General features: G+C 67.8%; 14 protein-coding genes. 10 read left to right on the top strand and 4 right to left on the bottom strand.

Annotated elements, in window-relative coordinates; translation table 11 throughout:
- Positions 1-86: 86 nt before the first annotated feature.
- Complete coding sequence (locus AAHB16_RS23905) at positions 87-665, bottom strand: YqaA family protein (protein WP_150373890.1); 579 nt, start codon at positions 663-665, stop codon at positions 87-89.
- Between the two features lie 235 nt (positions 666-900).
- Here AAHB16_RS23905 and AAHB16_RS23900 point away from each other — a divergent pair, with 235 nt between their 5' ends.
- Genes AAHB16_RS23900 through AAHB16_RS23865 form a run of 8 tightly spaced genes read left to right on the top strand, consistent with a single transcriptional unit; the run spans position 901 to position 8,940 of the window.
- Entirely contained in the window at positions 901-1,386 is a 486-nt protein-coding gene (locus tag AAHB16_RS23900) for a (2Fe-2S)-binding protein (RefSeq protein ID WP_342052161.1), read from the top strand.
- Between the two features lie 13 nt (positions 1,387-1,399).
- On the top strand, positions 1,400-3,805 hold the full coding sequence (locus tag AAHB16_RS23895) for a xanthine dehydrogenase family protein molybdopterin-binding subunit (protein WP_342052160.1): 2,406 nt from the start codon (positions 1,400-1,402) through the stop codon (positions 3,803-3,805).
- A 16-nt stretch (positions 3,806-3,821) separates the two neighbouring features.
- Positions 3,822-4,622: an FAD binding domain-containing protein gene (locus AAHB16_RS23890; protein WP_342052159.1), complete on the top strand. Its 801-nt coding sequence runs from the start codon at positions 3,822-3,824 to the stop codon at positions 4,620-4,622.
- 13 nt (positions 4,623-4,635) lie between these two features.
- Positions 4,636-5,526: an AAA family ATPase gene (locus tag AAHB16_RS23885; RefSeq protein ID WP_150372837.1), complete on the top strand. Its 891-nt coding sequence runs from the start codon at positions 4,636-4,638 to the stop codon at positions 5,524-5,526.
- Positions 5,523-6,812: a vWA domain-containing protein gene (locus tag AAHB16_RS23880; protein ID WP_446718129.1), complete on the top strand. Its 1,290-nt coding sequence runs from the start codon at positions 5,523-5,525 to the stop codon at positions 6,810-6,812. The genes AAHB16_RS23885 and AAHB16_RS23880 overlap by 4 nt, the downstream gene beginning before the upstream one ends.
- Positions 6,742-7,269 (top strand): CoxG family protein, encoded by a 528-nt coding sequence (locus AAHB16_RS23875; protein ID WP_342052158.1) that lies wholly within the window; start codon positions 6,742-6,744, stop codon positions 7,267-7,269. The genes AAHB16_RS23880 and AAHB16_RS23875 overlap by 71 nt, the downstream gene beginning before the upstream one ends.
- Positions 7,242-8,315 carry an XdhC family protein gene (locus AAHB16_RS23870; RefSeq protein ID WP_150372840.1) on the top strand — a complete coding sequence of 358 codons (1,074 nt, stop codon included), beginning with the start codon at positions 7,242-7,244 and terminating at the stop codon, positions 8,313-8,315. Before AAHB16_RS23875 ends, AAHB16_RS23870 begins: the two co-directional genes overlap by 28 nt.
- A 16-nt stretch (positions 8,316-8,331) precedes the next feature.
- Positions 8,332-8,940, top strand: a complete 609-nt coding sequence (locus tag AAHB16_RS23865; RefSeq protein ID WP_342052157.1) for a nucleotidyltransferase family protein — start codon at positions 8,332-8,334, stop codon at positions 8,938-8,940.
- Between the two features lie 17 nt (positions 8,941-8,957).
- On the opposite strand, the gene otsA is transcribed toward AAHB16_RS23865, so the two are convergent.
- The 3 genes from otsA to otsB form a co-directional block, all read right to left on the bottom strand.
- On the bottom strand, positions 8,958-10,352 hold the full coding sequence (gene otsA, locus AAHB16_RS23860; RefSeq protein ID WP_150372842.1) for an alpha,alpha-trehalose-phosphate synthase (UDP-forming): 1,395 nt from the start codon (positions 10,350-10,352) through the stop codon (positions 8,958-8,960).
- A 63-nt stretch (positions 10,353-10,415) separates the two neighbouring features.
- On the bottom strand, positions 10,416-12,173 hold the full coding sequence (locus tag AAHB16_RS23855; RefSeq protein ID WP_150373891.1) for a glycoside hydrolase family 15 protein: 1,758 nt from the start codon (positions 12,171-12,173) through the stop codon (positions 10,416-10,418).
- Positions 12,174-12,399: 226 nt separating this feature from the next.
- Positions 12,400-13,164 carry a trehalose-phosphatase gene (gene otsB, locus AAHB16_RS23850; RefSeq protein WP_342052156.1) on the bottom strand — a complete coding sequence of 255 codons (765 nt, stop codon included), beginning with the start codon at positions 13,162-13,164 and terminating at the stop codon, positions 12,400-12,402.
- Positions 13,165-13,383: 219 nt separating this feature from the next.
- On the opposite strand from otsB, the gene ilvA reads away from it, so the two are divergent.
- Both ilvA and queF read left to right on the top strand, forming a co-directional pair.
- Complete coding sequence (ilvA, locus tag AAHB16_RS23845) at positions 13,384-14,943, top strand: threonine ammonia-lyase, biosynthetic (protein ID WP_150372844.1); 1,560 nt, start codon at positions 13,384-13,386, stop codon at positions 14,941-14,943.
- 2 nt (positions 14,944-14,945) lie between these two features.
- Entirely contained in the window at positions 14,946-15,809 is an 864-nt protein-coding gene (queF, locus tag AAHB16_RS23840) for an NADPH-dependent 7-cyano-7-deazaguanine reductase QueF (protein WP_150372845.1), read from the top strand.
- Positions 15,810-15,815 lie beyond the last annotated feature (6 nt).

Raw genomic sequence — 15,815 nt, 5'->3', positions numbered from 1 at the left:
TTGTACTGCAAGCCCCCTCCCTCCGCCCCTTGTTGGGGCGGTTGCTGCTCCTTATCCCGCACTGCAGCAAGGGGCATTCGGGTGGGTCAGAACCAGCCCTTGAGGGTCGCGCCGATGCTGTGCCAGAAGCTGTCCGGTATCCAGAGCAGGCTGGCCGTCATGGCCAGGTAGCGCAGAAACTTGCCAATGGCCATGTAGGCGAGGCTCGGCCAGAACGACAGCCGCAGCCATCCCGCCAATGTGCACAATGGATCACCAACGATCGGCAGCCACGACAGCAGCAGCGTGGGCGGGCCGAGCCGGCGCATCCAGCGGAAGTATTTCGCATCGAGGGCCGGCTTGCGCGGCTTGCGGGGATGCCGCCGGTGCTGGGCGTGCTCGACCTCGTGCTCGCGATGCTGGCGGCGCAGGTGGTAGCGCACGAGCGCGAGCTTGGCCCAGTAGCCGAGCCACCAGTCGATGGCGCCCCCGACCGTGTTGCCGGCCGTCGCGACGAGGATCGCGGGCCAGAACATATCGGGGTTCAGCTTGATATAGCCGAACACCGCCGGCTCGGAGCCCAGCGGCAGCAGCGTGGCCGAGACCAGGCTGACCACGAAGATTGCCGGCAGCCCCACCTTCGGGAGGGCGACCATGCCGAGCAGCGAATCGAGGAACGCTTCCATGGATGCAATGCCGGTCTCCATGAGCGGGTTACCCACATGGCGATACCGTGCTTTTTGTGATTAACTGTTAGAGCCAGTTGCGGTCAAACGTTCACCGCTCATCACCCGGCAAGCACCAATATCACGAAATAGCCGTAGCAACCAAGCGGCAGCACAGCGTCGTGGCCAGTCCCGCGCAGTCAGTGTGTTCGGGATGCCGGTATTGGCCATGCGCGTCACCCACATGGAGACAAGCATGGCGATTCCGATCCGCCTGACGGTCAATGGCAAGCCCATCGACGCGCAGGTCGAACCTCACACCCTCCTCGTCCAGTTCCTCCGCGACACCCTGCGCCTGACCGGTACCCATGTGGGTTGCGACACGGCCCAGTGCGGCGCGTGCACGGTCCATCTGGACGGCCGCGCGGTCAAGTCCTGCAATCTGCTGGCCGTGCAGGCGGACGGCATGCAGGTGACGACCATCGAGGGCTTGTCGGACCATGGCGAACTGCATCCGATGCAGGAAGCGTTCCGCGAATGCCACGGCCTGCAATGCGGCTTCTGCACGCCAGGCATGGTCATGGCGGCCACCGCGCTGCTGCGCGAGCAGCCCAACGCCGATGCGGAAGCCATTCGCGAGCAGCTCGACGGGAATCTGTGCCGCTGCACGGGTTATTACAACATCGTGCGCGCGGTGCAGCAGGGACAGGCGATGATGCAGGCGCCGGTCGCGGCGGAATGAGAGGAGCGACGCCATGAACGCACCCGAAAGACATCCGCTGATCGGCACGCCGGTCCGCCGGAAGGAAGACTATCGCTTCCTCACCGGCAACGGCCAGTACACCGACGACATCGTGCTCGCGCACCAGAGCTACGCGTGCTTCGTGCGGTCGCCGCACGCGCATGCGCGCATCCGGTCGATCGACACCGCCGAAGCGCTGGCCGCCCCTGGCGTCATCGCCGTGCTGACGGGTGAGGACATGGCGGCCGACAAGGTCGGCGGCCTGCCCTGCGGCTGGCTGATCCACAGCATCGACGGCACGCCGATGAAGGAGCCGCCGCACCCGGCGCTCGCGCACGGCAAGGCGCGCCATGTGGGCGATCAGGTGGCGGTGGTCATCGCCGAGACGCTCCAGCAGGCGCGCGACGCGGCCGAGAAGGTCGACGTCGATTACGAGACGCTGCCCGCGGTGGTCGCGCCGGCCGCCGCCGCGCAATCCGCCACGCTGGTCCACGACGATGTGCCCGCCAACACCTGCTACACGTGGGGCCATGGCGACAAGGCGGCCACCGATGCCGCGTTCGCGAAGGCCGCGCACGTGACCACGCTGGAGATCGTCAACAACCGGCTGATTCCGAACGCGATCGAGCCGCGCGCGGTCAATGCGAGCTACGAGCGCCGCGACGACAGCTATACCGTGTACGTGGCCAACCAGAACCCGCACGTCGAGCGGCTGCTGATGGGCGCGTTCGTGCTGGGGCTGCCCGAGTCGCGGCTGCGCATCATCGCGCCCGACGTCGGCGGCGGTTTCGGGTCGAAGATCTTCCTGTATCCGGAAGACGTGGCGCTGACATGGGCGTCGAAGAAGATCGGCCGCCCCGTCAAATGGACGGCCGACCGGTCCGAGTCGTTCCTGACCGACGCGCACGGCCGCGACCACGTGACCCGCGCCGAGCTCGCGATGGACGCCGATGGCCGCTTCCTGGCCATGCGCGTGCACACCGTGGCGAACATGGGCGCGTATCTGTCCACGTTCGCGAGCAGCGTGCCGACGATCCTGTACGCGACGCTGCTGGCCGGGCAATACGCGACACCGGCGATCTACGCCGAGGTGCACGCGGTGTTCACCAACACCGCGCCCGTCGATGCATACCGCGGCGCCGGACGTCCCGAGGCGACCTATGTGGTCGAGCGCCTCGTGGAAACGGCCGCGCGCGAACTCGGCATGGACCCGGCCGAACTGCGGCGCAAGAACTTTATCCGCGACTTCCCGTATGCGACCCCCGTCGGGCTGACCTACGACACGGGCGACTACGAGCCCTGCCTCGCGCGCGCGCAGGCGCTGGCCGACGTGGCCGGCTTTCCCGCGCGGCGCGAAGCCTCGAAGCAGCGCGGCAAGCTGCGCGGACTCGGGTACTCGTGCTACATCGAGGCGTGCGGGCTGGCGCCGTCGAACATCGCGGGGGCGCTCGGCGCGCGCGCGGGCCTGTTCGAAGTGGGCGAGATCCGCGTGCATCCCACGGGCACCGTGACCGTGTTCACGGGATCGCACAGCCACGGTCAGGGACATGAGACCACGTTCGCGCAGATCGTCGCGGACCGGCTCGGCATCGCGCTCGAGTCCGTGGAGATCGTGCACGGCGATACCGGACGCGTGCCGTTCGGCATGGGCACCTATGGCTCGCGCTCGCTCGCGGTCGGCGGTTCCGCGATCATGAAGGCGCTCGACAAGGTGGAGGCCAAGGCCAAGAAGATTGCCGCGCATCTGCTGGAAGCGTCGGACGCCGATATCGAGTTCAGCGACGGCGTGTTCCGCGTGGCCGGCACCGATCGCACGAAGACGTTCGGCGAAGTCGCGCTGACCGCGTACGTGCCGCACAACTATCCGCTCGACAAGCTCGAGCCGGGGCTCAACGAGAACGCGTTCTACGATCCGACCAACTTCACCTATCCGTCGGGCGCGTATATCTGCGAGGTGGAAGTCGATCCCGACACCGGCGAATCGCAGGTGATGCGCTTTACCGCGGTGGACGACTTCGGCAACGTGATCAACCCGATGATCGTCGAGGGCCAGGTCCACGGCGGCATCGGGCAGGGCCTGGGCCAGGCGATGCTCGAGCAGTGCGTGTACGACGAGGACAGCGGCCAGTTGCTCACGGGTTCGTACATGGACTACGCGATGCCGCGCGCGGGCGATCTGCCCGAGTTCACCGTGGAGACCGCCAAGGGCACGCCGTGCACGCACAACCCGCTCGGCGTGAAGGGGTGCGGCGAGGCCGGCGCGATCGGTTCGCCGCCCGCGTTCATCAATGCGCTCGTCGATGCGCTCGCGCCGCTCGGCGTGCGCGACGTGCAGATGCCCGCGACCCCGCACCGCGTCTGGCAAGCGATGCAGCAGGCGATGCAGCAGGCCAACCATAGCGGCACCCCCACCGTCTGAGCCAGAGGAGCACGACATGTACGCATTCCAGTACGAACGCGCGGCCGACGCCAAGGCCGCTGTGGGCATGGTCAAGGCAGACGCCGATGCGCGCTTTCTCGGCGGCGGGCAGAGCCTGCTCGCCTCGATGAAGCTGCGCCTCGCGGCCCCTTCCACGCTGATCGACGTCACGCGCATTCCGGGGCTCGCCAGTATCCGCATGGAGGGCGACGAACTTGTCATCGGTGCCGCCGCACGCCATGCCGACGTGGCCACGAACCCCGAGGTCATGCGGCGCATTCCCTCGCTCGCGCGCCTGGCCGGCGAGATCGGGGACCGGCAGGTCCGCGCGATGGGCACGCTCGGCGGCTCGCTGGCCAATGACGATCCGGCCGCGGACTATCCGGCCGCGGTGCTCGCGCTCAATGCGATCATCGTGACGGACCGGCGCAATATCGCCGCGGACAATTTCTTCAAGGGCCTGTTCGAGACGGCGCTCGCGCCCGACGAACTGATCACCGCGGTGCGCTTTCCACAGCCCGATCAGGCCGCCTATGTGAAATTCCGCAATCCGGCGTCGCGGTTCGCGCTCGTCGGCGTGATGGTCTCGCGGTGCGGCAGGACCGTGCGCGTGGCGGTGACCGGCGCGGCCGACTCGGTGTTCCGCGCGCCCGCGCTCGAGCAGGCGCTGAGCACGTCGTTCACGCCCGCCGCGGCGCGCGCCGTGCGCATGGACCCGTCCGGGCTCGGCTCGGACCTGCATGCCTCGGCCGAGTATCGCGCGCATCTGATTCCGGTGCTGGCGAGCCGGGCCGTGGAGCAGGCGTTGAAAGGCTGAGTGCCGACCGCTCATGCTGCCCGCTTCCATCGACGACACGGTCGCGCTGCTCGCGCGACAGCGGTACTTTGCCGACCGCGAGACCGCCACGGTGGTCTACCTCGCGCTGCGCATGCAGCGGCCGCTGTTCCTCGAAGGGGAACCCGGCGTCGGCAAGACCGCGCTCGCGCAGGCGATGGCGGACGCGCTCGGCACGCGGCTGCTGCGCCTGCAGTGCTATGAAGGGCTCGACGTGGCGAGCGCGCTCTACGAGTGGGACTATCCGCGCCAGATCATGGCGCTGCGGCTTGCGGAAGCGCGTGGCGAGCGGCCCGCGCAGCAATCGCTCTATCACGACGATTTCCTGCTCAAGCGTCCGCTTCTCGAATCGCTGCTGCCCGATGCGGCCGCACCGGGCGTGCCGCGCGTGCTGCTCATCGACGAGATCGACCGCGCCGACGAACCGTTCGAGGCCTTTCTGCTCGAAGTGCTGGCCGACTATCAGGTGTCGATTCCCGAGATCGGCACCGTGCGCGCCGAGCGGCCGCCGCTCATCATCGCCACGTCCAACCGCACGCGCGAGGTCCACGATGCGCTCAAGCGGCGCTGCCTGTACCAGTGGATGGGCTATCCGGACCGGCAGCGCGAGCTGGAAATCGTGGCCGCGCGCGCGCCCGAGGCGGCTGCCGCGCTGCAGCGGCAGGCCATCGATTTCGTGCATCGGCTGCGCGGCATCGACCTGTTCAAGGCGCCGGGCATCGCCGAGGCCATCGACTGGTGCCGCGCGCTTGCGGCACTCGGCGTGACCGAGCTCGATCCGCAGTCCGTGCGCGACACGCTCGGCGTGCTGCTCAAGTATCAGGACGATCTCGCGCGGGCCGATGGTCCGACCGTCGCCGAGCTGTTGTCGCAGCCGTCGCCATGAGCACCAGCGATGGGATCGACGATGGACTGACGCCGCCCGCGCACGCGGACGGCATCGCGCTGCCCATGCTCGCCCGCAACGTCACGCACTTCATGCGCCTGCTGCGCGACGCGGGGTTCGGGCTCTCGCCCGCGCACGCGGTGGACGCGCTCGAGGCGCTGCGCCATATCGATATCGGCCAGCGCGACGAAGTCCGCGCGGCGCTCGCGGCGTTGACGCTGTCCGGCCCCGACCAGCGTCCGCTGTTCGATGCGGCGTTCGACCTGTTCTGGCGCGACCCCGACTGGGAGGGCAAGCTGCGCGCGCTGCTGCTGCCCCGCATCGACGCGGGGGCACCGCCGCCGCCGCGCAGCAACCGGCTCGCGGATGCGCTCGCGGCACGGACACCGCCCGCGCCCGCCGCGCCGCCATCGGTTTCGGAGGAGCGCATTGCGGTCGCCCTCACCTTCTCCGCGCACGAACGGCTGGGCGAGCGCGACTTCGACACGCTCGATGCCGAAGAATGGCGGGCCCTCCAGCATCTGATCCGTACGCGGCGCGCGCATCTGGGCCTGCACCGCACCCGGCGGTTGCGCGCCGCTGCGCACGGCACGCATGCGGACCTGCACGCCAGCGCCCGGCTGGCCGTACGGCAGCACGGCGAGTGGCTGCGCTGGAAGTACCGCCAGCATGCCGAGCGCAAGGTGCCCATCGTGCTGCTGCTCGATATCTCGGGCTCGATGAGCCAGTATTCGCGCGCGGTGCTCTATTTCTGCCACGCGCTCATGCAGTCGCGCGAGCGCATGCATGTATTCCTGTTCGGCACGCGCCTCACCAACGTGACCCGCGCGCTACGCGAGCGCGACCCCGACGAAGCGGTGAACCTCATCGCGGGGCAGGTGCGCGACTGGGCCGGCGGCACGCGCATCGGCGGCGCGCTGGCCGAATTCAACCGGCATTGGGCGCGCCGCACGCTGTCGGGCCGCGCGACCGTGCTGCTCGTGACGGACGGTATCGACCTCGAGGACATCGACCTGCTCGATGCCGAAATGGGACGGCTTGCGCGCTTTGCGCACCGCATCGTCTGGCTCAATCCGCTGCTGCGCTACGCGGGGTTCACGCCACAGGCGCGCGGCATGCAGGCCATCCTGCCGCATGTGGACACGTTGCGCGCCGCGCACAATCTCGACAGCCTGCTGCAACTCGAATCGTTGCTCGTCACCACAAGGGACCACCATGGAAATGAACCAGACCCAGCGCCTGCCCGTGCCGCGCGACATCGCCTGGGCGGCGCTGAACGATCCTGAGCTGCTCCGGCAATGTATTCCCGGATGTGAGAGCATCGAGCCCGATGGCGAGAATGCCTGGCAGCTGGCGATGACCGCCGCGGTGGGGCCTGTGAAAGCACGTTTCAAAGGCCGTATGGCGCTACAGGATATTCAGGCGCCGGAAAGCTATACCATCGCGTTCGACGGCCAGGGCGGCGCGGCCGGCTTCGGCAAGGGCGTGGCGCGGGTTTCGCTCGCACCGGATGGCGACGCGACACTGCTCACCTATGCGGTCCAGGCGCAGGTCGGCGGCAAGATCGCCCAGATCGGCTCGCGGCTCGTCGATGCAGCCGCGCGCAAGATGGCCGATACTTTCTTCGTCCGCTTTACCGAGGTGGTGACCGGGCCGGGCGAAGCGGAGCAGGACAACGACGCAGTGCAACAGGAAGAAGGAAAGCAGAAACGATCATGGACAGCGTGGATCTCGAAGCCCTGAAGAGCAGCGTGCGATGGCAGGCGGAAGGCCATCGCGTGCTGCTCGTGACGGTGGTGCGGACGTGGGGCTCGTCGCCGCGGCCCGAAGGCGCGATGCTCGCGGTGCGCGATGACGGCCTCGTGGTGGGCTCGGTCTCGGGCGGCTGCATCGAGGACGACATCATCGATCGCGTGCGGCGCGAAGGTATTCGCAGCGACAGGCCCGAGTCCGTCAAGTACGGCATCAGCGCCGAGGAAGCGCATCGCTTCGGGCTGCCGTGCGGCGGCACGATCGAGCTCGTGACCGAACCGCTGTCGGCCGCGAGCGGCATCGAGGAGTTGCTGGCGGCGGTGGAATCCGGGCGGCTCGTCTCGCGCCATCTGGATATGGCAACGGGCCGCGCGACGCTCGGGCATGCCGAGGTGACCGACGGCCTGGCCTTCGACGGCGACAGGCTGCTGACGATCCATGGGCCGCGTTACCGCATGCTCGTGATCGGTGCCGGACAGCTCTCGAAGTATCTGTGCCAGATCGCGGTGGGGCTGGGCTTTCAGGTCACGGTGTGCGATCCGCGCGAGGAGTACACGGAGACGTGGGACATTCCCGGCGTGTCGATGGTCCGCACGATGCCCGACGACACGGTGCTGGCCATGCGCCTCGACGAACGCTGCGCGGTCATCGCGCTGACGCACGACCCGAAGCTCGACGACCTCGCGCTGATGGAAGCGCTGCACACCCCCGCGTTCTATGTGGGCGCGCTGGGCTCGCGCCGCAACAATCAGGCGCGGCGCGAGCGGCTCAAGGAGTTCGACGTCACCGAGGCCGAGCTGGCGCGGCTGCATGGGCCCGTTGGCATCTATATCGGCAGCCGCACGCCGCCCGAGATCGCGATCTCCATCCTGGCCGAGGTGATCGCCGCGAAGAATCACGTGTCGCTGCCGGACATTCTGCAAGTGGAAGGCGCCAAGGCCGCGCGCGAGATCGCCGCGGGCGAGGCAGCCTGTCCGATCCTGCCGGAAGATCGGACGGCGGCTGCCGCGGCGTCCGTGGCTTCCGCGGCATCGTGACGGTCTGGGCTAGCGCATGATCCCGGCGCCGCTGACCACCACCGACCTGCCGACCGGCGTGCTGCTGGCGGCGGGCTTCGGACGCCGTTTCGACCCCGCCGGCCTGCGCAACAAGCTGCTGCAAACGCTGCCCGACGGGCGCACCGTCGCGTGGCGCAGCGCGCGCACACTCGCGGTGGCGCTGCCCGCGACGATTGCGGTCGTGCGGCCCGGGCACGACGAGCTTGCGGCACAGCTGCGGCATGCGGGTTGCCGCGTGGTCGAAAGCGCGGCGGCCGAGGCCGGAATGGGCGCGGCGTTACGCGACGCGGTGGCCGCGAGTCCCGATGCGCGCGGATGGGTGGTGGCGCTCGCCGATATGCCGTGGGTGTCGATCGAACTCGTGCGCGCGGTGGCGCTGACGATCACGACGCCCACGACGATCGCCGCGCCGTGGCGCGACGGTCAGCGTGGGCACCCCGTTGGATTCGGCGCGGCGTGGCGTGAGGAATTGCTGAAGCTCGACGGCGACGAAGGCGCGCGGGCGCTGCTGAAGTCGCAGCCCGTCACGCGCATTCTCACCGAGGACGATGGGGCGTTTCGGGATATCGATGTCCCGGGCGACCTGCGCATGCCACCCACCTAACCACCGCCCCCCCTCGCTCAAACGTTTTCCGTCTCCGCCAGCGCGCGCAGAAACTCGCTGCTCCACCAGTGCACATCCTGCTCCCGGATGCGTTCGAGCAGCCGCTGGTGCCGCGTGCGGCGTTCCGTCAGCGGCATGTGCAAGGCCTGCTGAATCGCCTGCGCCGTGGCGCGCGTGTCGTACGGGTTCACGAGCAGCGCTTCCTTCAGTTGCTCGGCCGCCCCCGCGAACCGCGACAGCACCAGCACGCCGGGATCGTCGGGGTCCTGCGCGGCGATAAACTCCTTCGCCACAAGGTTCATGCCGTCGCGCAGCGGCGTCACGAGCGCCACGCTGCTCGCGCGGCACAGCCCCGGCAATCGCTTGCGCGCGGTGGACCGATGGATATACCGCACCGGCATCCAGTCGAGCTCGCCATACTCGCTGTTGATCGCGCCCGTAATGCCTTCCATATCGCGCCGGAGGTCCGCATACGCATCGACCGACTCGCGCGACGGTGCCGCGATCTGGATCAGCGTCGCGCTGGACCGGTTCTCCGGATACTCGGCCAGCAGCGTCTGGAATGCCTTGAGGCGCTGCGGCAGGCCCTTGGAGTAGTCGAGCCGGTCGATGCCGAGCAGCAGCCGGCGCCGCGCATACTGGCCGCGCATCATCTCGTACGTCTCGCGCGAATCGTCGCCCTTGCCAAGCTCGATGAACTCGTCGACATCGATGCCGATCGGGAACGCCTGCGCGCGCACGGTCCGATGGAACGCGCGGAACCGGTACTCGCCCATCGGCTCGGCGCCGGCCTCGTCCTGCGCGTAGCGGGCAAAGTGGTCGACGTCGGCCTGGCTCTGGAAGCCGATCAGGTCGTAGGCGAACATCGCGCGCATCAGCCACTCGTGCTGCGGAATCGCGGCGAGGATCAGCGGCGGCGGCAGCGGGATATGCAGGAAGAATCCGATCCGCTGGCCACAGCCGATCGCGCGCAGCTCCGCCGCGAGCGGAATCAGGTGATAGTCGTGAATCCAGATGACATCGTCCGGCTTCAGCAGCGGCGCGAGCTTGCGCGCGAACAGCTGGTTCACGCGGCGGTAGCTGTTGAGATTGCCCGCCGGGTCGAAGTCCGCGAGATCGAGCCGGTAGTGGAACACGGGCCAGAGCACGCCGTTGCTGTACCCGAGGTAGTACGCGTCATAGTCCTCGCGGCTCAGGTCCACCGTGGCCAGCGTCACGTTGCCGGCCTGCTGCAAATGGAGTTCGCCTTCGCCCGGCGTGCCGCCCTGGTTCGCCTCGACGGCCTTGCCGCTCCAGCCGAACCACAGTCCGCCTGTCTTCGAGAGCGCTTCGGAGAGCGCGACGGCAAGACCGCCCGCCGCGTGGTTACGCGGATCGGCGACCCGGTTGGATACCGCTACAAGTCTTCCCATTGGCTGTTTGCTTTGGCTATTTGTTGTTTGGATCGCCGCGTGGAGCGCTCGTGCACCGCGGCGTCAGATCACACTGTCCCATGGCGCGGACAACCGCATGGCGCCGTTGATCAACCCCACCATCGAATACGTCTGCGGGAAATTGCCCCACATCTCGCCCGTAACCGGATGCGTGTCTTCGGAGAGCAGCCCGAGCGGATTGCGCGCGGCAAGCATCGCTTCGAAGATCTCCCGCGCTTCCTCGCGGCGGCCGATGCGCGCCAGCGCATCGATGCGCCAGAACGTGCAGATATTGAACGCGGTCTCGGGCTTGCCGAAATCGTCGGGCGCTTCGTAGCGGCGCATATAGGGGCCGTCGCACAGCGACGTCTCCAGCGCCTTGACCGTCGAGACGAAACGCGGATCCTTCGGGTCGATGAAGTTGACCTCGGCCATCAGCAGCACGCTCGCGTCGAGCTCCTTGCCGCCGAAGCTTTCGGCGAACGCCTGGCGCGACTCGGACCATGACTCGGCGAGGATCTGCGTCTTCATGCGGTCGGCATGGTCGCCCCAGTACGCGGCGCGCGCCGGCTGCTCGAGCTTGAGCGCGATCTTCGCAAGGCGGTCGCACGCGGCCCAGCTCATCAGCGCGGAAGACGTATGGACACGCGCGCGCGTGCGCAACTCCCACATGCCCGCGTCGGGCGTGCCGAACACGCGCACGGCCTGCTCGCCGACGTCCTCCAGCCGCTGGAATTCGGCAAGGCCGCCGCGATGGAGCAACCGGTGATCGTGGAAGGCCTGCGCGGCGCCGAGCACCACGTTGCCGTACACATCGTGCTGGAAGTGCTCCTGCGCCTGGTTGCCCACGCGCACCGGGCCCATGCCCCGATAGCCGCACAGATGGTCGAGAATGCTTTCGGGCAATTCGCGTTCGAGCCCGATCCCGTACAGCGGCTGGATATGGCCGTCCTGCGATTGCATGACCACGTTGGAGAGCCACCGCAGGTAGTCCTCCATCGTGCCCACTTCGGACAGGCTGTTGAGCGCGCGCACCACGAAGAACGCATCGCGCAGCCAGCAGTAGCGATAGTCCCAGTTGCGACCGCTGCCGGGCGCCTCGGGAATGCTCGTCGTCATGGCCGCGACGATCGCGCCGGTCTCCTCGTAAAGCGACAGCTTGAGCGTGATGGCCGCGCGGATCACCGCGTCCTGCCATTCGCGCGGCACCGCCAGCCGGCGCGTCCACAGGCGCCAGTAAGAGGTGGTCTCCTGCTCGAAGTCGCGCGCCGTCTCTTCCACGCCGCCCGCGAGCGTCTCGTCGGGGCCGAGGATGAAGTTGTACCCGCGCGTGACGAGGAACGGCGTGTTCGACATCACGTACGCGAGCGGCGCGTCGGTGGTCATGCGCAGCGTGGTGCCGTCGCCGATATAGCGCACGTGGCTGCTGCCGCGCGTGATCTCGGGCTTGATGCGGCCCCACTGGAAGCGCGGCGCCACGTTGACGCGCACGCGCGGCGCGCCGCGGACCGGCCGGATGCGGCGCACGAGCGTGATGGGACGGAAATAGCGCCCGAGCCGGAAGAAGCGTGGCGCGAAATCGGTAATCTCGAGGCAGTTGCCGTGCTTGTCCATCAGCCGCGTGCGCAGGATGGCCGTGTTCGGTTCGTACCATTGCGTCGCTTCCTGGAAGTCCTCGATCTCGATCGAGAAATGCCCGCCGTTCTCGCTTGGGTCCAGCAGCGCGTTGAAAACGGGATCGCCGTCGAAGCGAGGCAGGCACATCCACACGACGCGGCCGCGCCCGTCGATAAGGGCCGAGAACGCGCAATTGCCGATCATGCCGAGCGAAAGCGAGGCATCGGCGACGCGGCTCGAGCAGTCGCGATCGACGTTCACCGCCGATTCGGAGGCAATGCTCGCGGTGATGGCGGCGCTGGCCGCCGCATCCGCGGCGGTCTTCGCCGTGCCGGTGTCGGCGGCGGGTTCGAGCATCGTGGTGGCGTCGGCGGGGACATGGGCAGGTCCGCCCGACGGGGTATGGGAATGGCTCACAGCGAATCCTCCCTTAGAGTCGGTGTGAAGTGGTGGAACGGGTGACGGTTTCGCGCGCGGCCTGCGCCGAGCGATGCAGCCAGTCGCGCAATGCGGAGGGGGCCGGCAGACTCACGCTGGCCGCGCTCGCGCGCTGGCCCACGAGCACACCGGTGCCGCCGAGTTCGCCGACGACGGAGAATCCCGCCTCGTCGGTGACGTCGTCGCCGGCGAAGACCGGGCGGCGTCCCGCGAACGGCGGCATGCGCATGAACGACGCGATCGCGCCGCCCTTGTCCACGCCGGCGGGCTTGATCTCGACGACCATCTTGCCCGGCAGCGCCTCCAGGCCCGTGGCGTCGCGCAGCACGTCGGACACGGCGGCGCGCACCAGCGGCTCCAGCTCCGGCGCCTGCCGGTAGTGGATGGCCACGGCGATGGTCTTGTCCTCGAGCCGGAGCCCGGGGTGCCTGCGCACGAGGGCCTCGAGCTGCGGCATCAGCAGGCTGATATCGGGCGAAGGCGGTGTAATCAGGTGCTCGCCGATATTGCGGAACTCGGCACCGTGCACGCCTGCGGCGGGCAGGCGCAATGGCTGCAGGAAATGGTCGAGCTCGGCGACGGGCCGGCCCGAGATAATGGCAAGCGCGCCATCCAGCCATCGATGCAGCGTCGTCAGCGTGTCGACCAGTTGGGGCTCCACGCGCACCAGTTCGGGGCGTGGGGCGAGGTCGGCAAGCGTGCCGTCGAAGTCCAGAAACAGCGCGGTATCGGGTGCGATCAGAGGTAGCGGAGACATCGCGTATTACCGTAGCACGGGGATGTGACGAGCCGCCACCGGGCGCTGTCCTACAAGCCACCCCCACGGCCGACCGGTGACGCCCACACCACCCCCGTCGCGCCTGCCGTCCGGAGATCGGGAGGCAGCGAATGGGCGCCATCCATTATCATTGGCGGTTTCCGCCGATTTTTCCGGCTTTTTTTTGCAGTGCCACGTGCCCCAAGCTGCCTGCCCAACATGACCCGCCCGTCCGCCAAGCCCGCCAAACCTGATTACCTCAAGAAGATCCTGACCGCCAAGGTGTACGACGTGGCCCAGGAAACCGAACTGACCTACGCGCACGACCTCTCCGCCCGCACCGGCAACGCGGTCTGGTTCAAGCGCGAGGACACCCAGCCGGTCTTCTCGTTCAAGATTCGGGGCGCCTACAACAAGATGGCGTCCCTTGCCCCCGAGGAACTCAGGCGCGGCGTGATTGCGGCCTCGGCCGGCAACCATGCGCAGGGCGTGGCCATGTCCGCGGCCCGCCTGCAGTGCAAGGCCATCATCGCGATGCCGACCACCACGCCGCAGGTCAAGATCGACGCGGTGCGCGAGCGCGGCGGCGAGTGGGTGCAGATCGTGCTGCACGGCGAGTCGTACAGCGACGCCTACAACCACGCGGCCGAACTCGAGAAGAAGCACAAGCTCACGTTTATCCATCCGTTCGACGATCCGGACGTCATCGCGGGCCAGGGCACCATCGCGATGGAGATCCTGCGCCAGCACCCGGGCCCGATCCACGCGATCTTCGTGGCCATCGGCGGCGGCGGCCTGATCTCGGGCGTGGCGGCCTACGTCAAGGCCGTGCGGCCGGAGATCAAGATCATCGGCGTGCAGACGCTGGACTCGGATGCGATGAAGCGTTCCGTCGATGCGGGCAAGCGCGTGGAACTGAAGGAAGTGGGCCTGTTCTCGGACGGCACCGCGGTGAAGCTCGTGGGCAAGGAGACCTTCCGCATCACGCGCGAACTCGTGGACGAGATCATCCTCGTCGATACGGACGCGATCTGCGCGGGCCTCAAGGACGTGTTCCAGGACACGCGCTCGATCCTCGAGCCGGCCGGCGCGCTGGCCGTGGCGGGCCTCAAGGCCTATGCCGCGCGCGAGAAGCTCAAGGGCCAGCACCTTGTGGCCGTGGCCTGCGGCGCCAACATGAACTTCGACCGCCTGCGCTTCGTGGCCGAACGCGCCGAGGTGGGCGAGGCGCGCGAGGCGGTGTTCGCGGTGACGATTCCCGAAGAGCGTGGCAGCTTCCGCCGCTTCTGCGAGATCGTGGGCACGCGCAGCGTGACCGAGTTCAACTACCGTATCGCCGATCGCAAGGCCGCGCATATCTTCGTGGGGGTGCAGATCGCCAGCCGCGCGGAGAGCGACAAGATGGCGGCCAACTTCCGCCGCCACGGGTTCGATACGCTGGACCTGTCGAACGACGAACTGGCCAAGCAGCATATCCGCTATATGGTCGGCGGCCACTCGCCGGAAGCGGACAACGAACTGCTGTACCGCTTCGAATTCCCCGAGCGTCCGGGCGCGCTGATGAAGTTCCTCTCGAGCATGAGCCCGAACTGGAATATCAGCCTGTTCCACTACCGGAACCAGGGCGGCGACACGTCGAACATCCTCGTGGGCATCCAGGTGCCGAAGAACGACAAGCGCGCTTTCCGCGACTTTCTTTCCACGCTCGGTTACGTACACTGGGATGAGACCGAGAACCCCGTCTACAAGCTGTTCCTCTCGCGGCCCCGTGCCGACTGACCATGAGCGACACGCCCAACCATCGATCGCCGGAACAAACCCCGGAACATTCGCCGCTCGGCAAGCCCTCGGCCTACAAGACCGAGTACGACCCGACGCTGCTGTTCCCGATTTCGCGGCAGCCCAAGCGCACCGAGATCGGCCTGGCCGAGGGGCGGTCGCTCCCATTCTTCGGCGTCGATATCTGGAATGCATACGAACTGTCGTGGCTCAACCTCAAGGGCAAGCCCCAGGTCGCGCTGGCCAGCTTCATCATTCCGTCGGACACGCCGAACATCGTCGAGTCGAAGTCGTTCAAGCTCTATCTGAATTCGTTCAACCAGAGCAAGATCGCGTCGCCGGAAGCCGTCCAGCAACTGCTTCACCACGATCTGTCGGAAGCGACGGGCGGCACGGTGCAGGTGCGGCTGGTGACCGAGTCCGACCTCGGGAAGCAGAAGATGGGCGAGCTCGAGGGCCTGCTGCTGGACCGCCTCGATATCGAGACCGATGTCTATGAACCCGATCCGACGCTGCTGTCGGCGGCGCAGGACGAATCGCCGGTCGAGGAATCGCTGGTCTCGCATCTGCTGAAGTCCAACTGCCTCGTGACCGGGCAGCCCGACTGGGGCAGCGTGCAGATTCGCTACGTGGGCGCGCCGATCGATCAGGAAGGGCTGCTGAAGTACCTGATCTCGTTCCGCAACCACAACGAGTTCCACGAGCAGTGTGTCGAGCGGATCTTCACGGACATCCAGCGCCAGTGCAAGCCGGTGAAGCTGGCCGTGTATGCGCGCTACACGCGCCGCGGCGGGCTCGACATCAACCCGTTCCGCACGAACTTCAACACGCCGTGGCCCGATAACCGCCGCAATTCACGGCAGTAAGGCCGG

This window comes from Cupriavidus sp. OTU4054, from assembly GCF_038440175.1.
GTDB classification, from domain to species: Bacteria; Pseudomonadota; Gammaproteobacteria; order Burkholderiales; family Burkholderiaceae; genus Cupriavidus; species Cupriavidus pauculus_D.
This window is presented reverse-complemented; position numbering and strand designations above follow the sequence as displayed.

Excerpts from the sequence above, each read along its gene's own strand:
- AAHB16_RS23905 (WP_150373890.1), bottom strand. The coding sequence starts at position 665 with ATGGAAGCGTTCCTCGATTCGCTGCTCGGCATGGTCGCCCTCCCGAAG.
- AAHB16_RS23900 (WP_342052161.1), top strand. The coding sequence starts at position 901 with ATGGCGATTCCGATCCGCCTGACGGTCAATGGCAAGCCCATCGACGCG.
- AAHB16_RS23895 (WP_342052160.1), top strand. The coding sequence starts at position 1,400 with ATGAACGCACCCGAAAGACATCCGCTGATCGGCACGCCGGTCCGCCGG.
- AAHB16_RS23890 (WP_342052159.1), top strand. The coding sequence starts at position 3,822 with ATGTACGCATTCCAGTACGAACGCGCGGCCGACGCCAAGGCCGCTGTG.
- AAHB16_RS23885 (WP_150372837.1), top strand. The coding sequence starts at position 4,636 with ATGCTGCCCGCTTCCATCGACGACACGGTCGCGCTGCTCGCGCGACAG.
- AAHB16_RS23880 (WP_446718129.1), top strand. The coding sequence starts at position 5,523 with ATGAGCACCAGCGATGGGATCGACGATGGACTGACGCCGCCCGCGCAC.
- AAHB16_RS23875 (WP_342052158.1), top strand. The coding sequence starts at position 6,742 with ATGGAAATGAACCAGACCCAGCGCCTGCCCGTGCCGCGCGACATCGCC.
- AAHB16_RS23870 (WP_150372840.1), top strand. The coding sequence starts at position 7,242 with ATGGACAGCGTGGATCTCGAAGCCCTGAAGAGCAGCGTGCGATGGCAG.
- AAHB16_RS23865 (WP_342052157.1), top strand. The coding sequence starts at position 8,332 with ATGATCCCGGCGCCGCTGACCACCACCGACCTGCCGACCGGCGTGCTG.
- otsA (WP_150372842.1), bottom strand. The coding sequence starts at position 10,352 with ATGGGAAGACTTGTAGCGGTATCCAACCGGGTCGCCGATCCGCGTAAC.
- AAHB16_RS23855 (WP_150373891.1), bottom strand. The coding sequence starts at position 12,173 with ATGATCGGCAATTGCGCGTTCTCGGCCCTTATCGACGGGCGCGGCCGC.
- otsB (WP_342052156.1), bottom strand. The coding sequence starts at position 13,164 with ATGTCTCCGCTACCTCTGATCGCACCCGATACCGCGCTGTTTCTGGAC.
- ilvA (WP_150372844.1), top strand. The coding sequence starts at position 13,384 with ATGACCCGCCCGTCCGCCAAGCCCGCCAAACCTGATTACCTCAAGAAG.
- queF (WP_150372845.1), top strand. The coding sequence starts at position 14,946 with ATGAGCGACACGCCCAACCATCGATCGCCGGAACAAACCCCGGAACAT.